The organism is Vibrio owensii CAIM 1854 = LMG 25443 (genome assembly GCF_000817815.1).
GTDB lineage: Bacteria > Pseudomonadota > Gammaproteobacteria > Enterobacterales > Vibrionaceae > Vibrio > Vibrio owensii.
The window spans coordinates 24576-31102 of sequence record NZ_JPRD01000039.1 but is presented as its reverse complement, the minus strand read 5'-3'; the positions used below and the strand labels follow the sequence as shown (position 1 = coordinate 31102).

Genomic DNA, 6527 nt, shown 5'->3' with positions numbered 1-6527 from the left:
GTTTAACTGATCGGCATTAGTGCTTTCGCACCTCTTTTTTATGTTTAATGGAATTAGACTATTTTAAATCTAAATCGCTGTTGTCTATGCTGACAGGCACACGCTTGGTGATCATCTGAACCAGCATAATTGAACGTTTCTCACCATCTTGTTCTTGGAAGATGGCATCAATACCCGCAAACTGTCCGCTCTTCACACGAACCTGATCGCCAGGCTGCGGCATGCATTCATCACTTGCCTGCTCGTCCACGCATTTATCAAGCTGTTTGAGTTCATACACCAAATCGCCCTGTATCTCTTTAGGCTGAGCGCCAAAACGAACAAAGTCTACTACACCTCGCGTAGAGCGAACTGAAGTAAAATTTGGGCCATGTTCGTAGTCAAATCGGGCAAAAACATAACAAGGGAACAAAGGTTCTTCGACTTTCTGTCGCTTACCTCGCAAGATCTTTTCGACCTCGAAAGTTGGGTAAAAGCACTCTACGCCTTGGTTTTCAAGGTGTTGCTTAGCCCTAACTTGCTCTCCTCGTTTACAATACAATAAATACCAACGTTTCATTTTATTACTAGCCAATTATGTTTTTGTTTCATCCTAGCATTAAGGCCAAGATGAGTCATGGATATTCAAGCAACCTATCAATAACCCACTTTATATTGCACATACAACTCACACCCTTTCATAAGATTAAGAAAATAAGTCTATAGACAAAAATGAAAAATAAGTTTATAGCACGACCAATTCACCGACGAAAAGCCCACCAAATCAGCGTAGAACCGCCATTTAATAAGACAAACGAATCGTCACATAAAATTTTATTGTTTGTAAGTCATCAAAATGACATGTATACGTAGATTTCGTTAAAAAATGTAATAACTACTATTAGAAGAGCTTATGTCAAACCAACATCAATACTTTGGTCACCCACGTGGCTTGTTCCTTCTGTTCGGTACAGAACTATGGGAACGCTTTTCTTACTACGCAATGCGCGCCATTCTAGTACTGTATTTAACTGACACAACAATGAATGGTGGTCTTGGCTGGTCGACTAAAGATGCCCTAGACCTTTACGGCATCTATACTGGACTTGTCTACATCACGCCTCTTATCGGTGGTTACCTTGCGGATAACTACTTGGGTCAACGCCGTTCAATCCTAATTGGTGGTGTGTTAATGGCTATTGGCCAGTTCACACTAGCAATGCCAGCAGATGCACTAGGTCTTGGCTCTCTACACACTTTCTACCTAGGTCTTGCTCTGCTTATCTGTGGTAACGGCCTATTTAAGCCAAACATTTCAACCATGGTTGGTGATCTATACAACGAAGGCGATAACCGTCGTGATGGCGCGTTCACTATCTTCTATATGGGTATTAACCTAGGTGCGCTACTTGCTGGTGTCGTTTCAGGTTCAGTAACCAATGAATTTGGTTGGAAAGCAGGTTTCATTGCCGCTGGTGTTGGTATGATCATCAGCCTTGTGATGCAAATGACTATGGCGCAATCTTGGTTAGGTGAAATTGGCCGTGTACCAGCAGCTAAACGTGACTTAGCAATTAAGAAATCTGCGAAAAAAGAGCCTCTAACGAAAGAAGAAGTCGACTGTATCAAGGTTATCCTTGTGATGAGCCTGTTTACTATCGTTTTCTGGGCAGGCTTCGAGCAGGCTGGCGGTCTAATGAACATCTACACGCAACAATACACAGATCGTATGATCGGTGACTTTGAAGTTCCTGCTGCGTGGTTCCAATCACTAAACCCATTCTTCATTATTACTCTTGCACCTGTATTAGCCGTTCTATGGGTGAAACTAGGTAAACGTGAACCTAACTCACCAATGAAGTTCGCTTTTGCGATGTTCTTCCTAGCACTAGGCTTCCTATGTATGGTCGGTGCTGTTATGGAGCAAGGTGGTGATACTGCGGTTAAAACATCAATGCTATGGCTAGTCGGTGCGTTCTTCTTTCATACGTTGGGTGAACTGTGTCTATCTCCTATTGGTCTATCTCTAGTAACTAAGCTAGCTCCGCTACGTCTTGCATCACTAATGATGGGTGCATGGTTCGGTTGTAACGCGCTCGCAAACTACGTTGCTGGTTATGTTGGCTCTCACGTAGGTGAACTAGGCGCACTAGCAATCTTCAGCGGTATCGCAGTAACAGCGACTGTTTCTGGTGTGATTCTACTGTTGTTCTCGAACACACTCGTTCGTTGGATGCATGGCGCTGAAAACACGCACAGCACAGCGGAACAGATTGAAGAGCAACAAACTCAAATCGCTTAATATAAAGTGCAAATAAAAACAAAGGGTCGCAATCGCGACCCTTTTTGTTGTCTTTTATCCGCGCCACTTGAAGACGTATTCGAATCAAGGGTTAAAGCTTAGAGCGAACTAACTCAACCATCATCTCGATGTGGTCATCGTTATCGTTCAGACATGGAATGTAGCTGAAGCTCTCGCCCCCTGCTTCTAGGTAAATCTCTCGGCACTCTTCTGAGATCTCTTCCAACGTTTCTAAACAGTCTGCAGAGAACGCAGGAGTCAGCACGTTGAGCTTCTTCTTACCCTGACTTGGTAGCACTTCTAACGTCTTGTCCGTGTATGGTTGTAGCCACTCTTCTCGACCAAAGCGAGACTGGTAAGTCATGCCGATCTGGTCGTCACTCAAACCTAGCGCTTCTCCTAGCAAGCGTGTTGTCTCTGCACAATGCTTAGGATAGATATCTCCGTTATCTGCGTAGCGCTTAGGGATACCATGGTACGAACATAGTAGGTAATCGCCTTGACCATGCTCTGCCCAATGATCACGAACTGATTGAGCGAGTGCAGCGATGTACTTAGGATGATTGTGGTAGTCGCGGATAAAACTAAACTCTGGCATTACTGGTATCTTTTTGAATGCTTTCGTCATGCCATCAGAAACAGCCGCAGTCGTAGTGCCTGAGTATTGCGGGTAAAGCGGCAATGCAATCACTTCTTCTACGCCTTGAGCTTGCAACGCTTCAAAGCCTGATTGCAGACTTGGGTTGCCATAAGTCATGCCCAGCTCAACCGGCATATCAAGAGCTGCAGCAAGCTTCTGAGCTTGTCGTTTTGAATACACCATCAAAGGTGAGCCCTCTTCCATCCATACCGATTGATAAAGCTTGGCTACTTTTGGAGAGCGAATTGGTAGAATGACACCGTGAAGAATTGGACACCAAAGCCAACGCGTCATATCAACGACACGGTGATCATGAAGAAACTGACTTAGAAAGCGTTTAACGGCCGGTGCGGTTGGCTCATCAGGCGTACCTAAGTTAACCAGTAACACGCCCTGTTTATTATTGTTGTTTTTCATAACATCCTATTCATGGTAAACGGCTTGGTTTGTACGGCGCATCGAACCAAATGGTTCAGCGTACTTTCAGGCTAAATAAAAAAGCGACCCTAGGGTCGCTTTTAAATATATCAAAATACTAAATTTTGCCGTTAGCAAATTATGCTAGCGCTTTCTCAATATCTGCGCTTACTTCTGCAACTTGCTTAGTACCGTCGAATTTAAGGTACTTAGTGTTACCTGCTTCAGCTTCTTTACCGTAGTAGTTGATAAGCGGAGCAGTTTGCTCGTGGTAAACACCTAGACGTGCACGTACTGTTTCTTCTTTGTCGTCATCACGAACAACAAGATCTTCACCAGTAACGTCATCTTTACCTTCCACTTTAGGTGGGTTGTAAACTACGTGGTAAGTACGACCTGAAGGAAGGTGAGCACGACGACCCGCCATGCGCTCAACGATCACGTCGTCAGCTACGTCAAATTCGATAACGTAATCTACGTCAACGCCCATTTCTTTTAGGCCATCAGCCTGAGGGATAGTGCGTGGGAAACCATCTAGTAGGAAACCTTTTTCGCAATCGTCTTGAGCGATGCGCTCTTTGATTAAGCCAAGGATGATTTCATCAGAAACTAGCTGACCAGCGTCGATAACAGCTTTAGCTTGTTTGCCAAGTTCTGTACCTGCTTTGATAGCAGCACGAAGCATATCACCAGTAGAGATTTGTGGAATACCGTATTTATCCATGATGAAGTTTGCTTGTGTGCCTTTACCTGCACCTGGAGCACCTAGAAGAATGATGCGCATGATTTATCCTCTTTAATATTTAAGATTTATACCGAAGCTCACAATAACTGGACTTCTAGGTCATTAACCCTACGAAGTGCTCACAACGATAAGTTTCGGTATAACGTTTAGGCGAGCCAAAATACACGCCTTATTACTCACATTCAAGTGTTGCGATTCTAACACAGGTTCACTGCGCAATGAGCAGATTAAGACTAAAGAATGTTAGCGATGCCTGCTCTCGAGCTTTATTGATTACTAACTCAACACTCAAAGTGTGAATCTATGCGTTTACAAACAAAAAGCTCGCATTTCGCGAGCTTTTTGTTGATGTTTGGTTATTAAACCTTAGTCAAAAGCTTGTTGATGGCACCAACAAATTGCGTTGGATCTTCCATCGAACCGCGCTCTGCTAACATCGCTTGACCTAGTAGCACTTCAACCCAACGTCCGAATGCTTCTTCATCCGCTTCGTCCGCCATGCGCTTCACTAGCTCATGCTCTGGGTTGATTTCAAAGATGTACTTCACTTCTGGCACCGCTTGACCCGCCGCTTCAAGAAGCTTCGCCATCTGCGTGCCCATTTCGAAATCATCCGTCACGACAACGGCTGGCGTAGTCGCAAGTTTGAACGTCGTACGAACCTCTTTTACTCGGTCACCTAGGTAAGACTGGGTGCGCTCAACAACAGATTTGAACTCTTCTTCTGTTTCTTTCTGCTTTTCTTTTTCCGCTTCGTCTTCAAACTTACTTAGGTCTAAGCCTGCTTTAGTGATCGATTGGAACTGCTTACCATCAAACTCAGTCAGGTAGTTCATCACCCACTCATCAATGCGATCAAACATCAAGATAACTTCGATGCCTTTCGCTTTGAACTGCTCTAAGTGCGGGCTGTTCTTCGCAGCTGCGTAGCTGTCTGCCGTTAGGTAGTAAATCTTATCTTGGCCTTCTTTCATGCGCTCAATGTAAGAAGCTAAACCAACGGTTTGTTCAGCAGAGTCCACTTCAGTAGACGCAAAGCGCAATAGACCAGCAACTTTCTCTTTGTTTGCCATGTCTTCTGCAACGCCTTCCTTCATGACAAGGCCGAACTCCCTCCAGAATGATTGGTATTTCTCTTCATCATTCTTCGCCATACGCTCAAGCATAGTAAGTACACGCTTGGTACATGCGTTGCGAAGTGACTGAGTGACCTTGTTATCTTGCAGAATTTCGCGTGATACGTTCAAAGGCAGATCGTTTGAATCAATCAAACCACGAATAAAGCGCAAGTAAGAAGGCATAAACTGCTCAGCGTCATCCATGATGAATACGCGTTGTACATACAGTTTTAGGCCTGATTTATGATCGCGGTTCATCATGTCCCATGGTGCTTTCGCAGGGATGTAAAGTAAGCTCGTGTAATCGTTCTTACCTTCTACACGGTTGTGACTCCAAGTAAGAGGATCAGCGAAATCATGAGAAACGTGTTTGTAGAACTCTTGGTACTCTTCATCCGAGATATCGGATTTATTGCGTGTCCAAAGTGCTTGAGCTTTGTTGATTTGCTCCCACTTCTTCTCACCCGTTTCTTTGCCTTCGTCATCGCGAACCGCAGTTTGGATAGATACAGGGATACCAATATGGTCAGAGTATTTGCTGATCACATCACGTAGACGCCATTCGTTTAGGAACTCTTTGCCCTCTTCACGCATGTGAAGCACGATGTCAGTACCACGAGAGTCTTTCGTGATAGTCTCGATGGTGTAATCACCTTCGCCAGCTGAGTGCCATTGAACGGCTTCTTCAGCAGGAAGACCAGCCGCACGAGTGCGAACCGTTACGGCATCCGCAACGATGAATGCAGAGTAGAAACCCACACCGAACTGACCAATAAGTTGAGAGTCTTTGCTCTGCTCATCCGACAGCTTTGAGAAAAATTCTGCTGTCCCTGATTTTGCGATCGTGCCTAAATGTTCAATCACATCATCACGGCTCATACCGATGCCGTTATCAGAGATGGTTAATGTGTTAGCATTTTCATCAAACGCTAGCTTAACGCCAAGGTCAGCATTACCCTCGTATAAATCTGGAGTAGATAGCGCTTTGAAACGAAGCTTATCTGATGCGTCAGACGCGTTTGAGATCAACTCACGTAGGAAAATCTCTTTGTTGGAATAAAGAGAGTGAATCATCAGGTGAAGTAGTTGTTTTACTTCTGATTGAAAGCCACGAGTTTCTTTGTTTTGAGATACGGTTTCGCTCATGTTTGCTCCATAACATCTAAACTAAATAGACTTTTAATGACAAAGCCCTAACCGCCGCCTCATAAAAGCGACATTACTAAGATGTCATTTAATATGTGGCTGACAAATGTAAATTCAAGGTCAATATTGCTAAAAACGGTGTTTTTTTAGAAAATTTTAATTATCCTACGTCCCTAAAAG

At 44.2% G+C, this 6527-nt stretch carries 5 protein-coding genes; 1 reads left to right on the top strand and 4 read right to left on the bottom strand.

Going from position 1 to position 6527, the window contains the following annotated elements:
* Positions 1 to 58: 58 nt before the first annotated feature.
* Positions 59 to 559, bottom strand: a complete 501-nt coding sequence (rfaH, locus tag H735_RS19390) for a transcription/translation regulatory transformer protein RfaH (RefSeq protein WP_020197684.1) — start codon at positions 557 to 559, stop codon at positions 59 to 61.
* 333 nt (positions 560 to 892) lie between these two features.
* On the opposite strand from rfaH, the gene H735_RS19385 reads away from it, so the two are divergent.
* A complete protein-coding gene (locus tag H735_RS19385; RefSeq protein WP_020197685.1) occupies positions 893 to 2281 on the top strand; it encodes a peptide MFS transporter in 1389 nt (462 codons plus the stop codon).
* 91 nt (positions 2282 to 2372) lie between these two features.
* On the opposite strand, the gene hemH is transcribed toward H735_RS19385, so the two are convergent.
* The 3 genes from hemH to htpG form a co-directional block, all read right to left on the bottom strand.
* Positions 2373 to 3338, bottom strand: coding sequence for a ferrochelatase (gene hemH / locus H735_RS19380; RefSeq protein ID WP_020197686.1), 966 nt, complete (start codon positions 3336 to 3338; stop codon positions 2373 to 2375).
* 139 nt (positions 3339 to 3477) lie between these two features.
* The gene (gene adk, locus H735_RS19375; RefSeq protein ID WP_005425498.1) at positions 3478 to 4122 is read right to left on the bottom strand and encodes an adenylate kinase; all 645 of its coding nucleotides are present in this window, start codon (positions 4120 to 4122) and stop codon (positions 3478 to 3480) included.
* A 320-nt stretch (positions 4123 to 4442) separates the two neighbouring features.
* Positions 4443 to 6347, bottom strand: coding sequence for a molecular chaperone HtpG (gene htpG / locus H735_RS19370; protein WP_020197687.1), 1905 nt, complete (start codon positions 6345 to 6347; stop codon positions 4443 to 4445).
* Between the last annotated feature and the right edge of the window lie 180 nt (positions 6348 to 6527).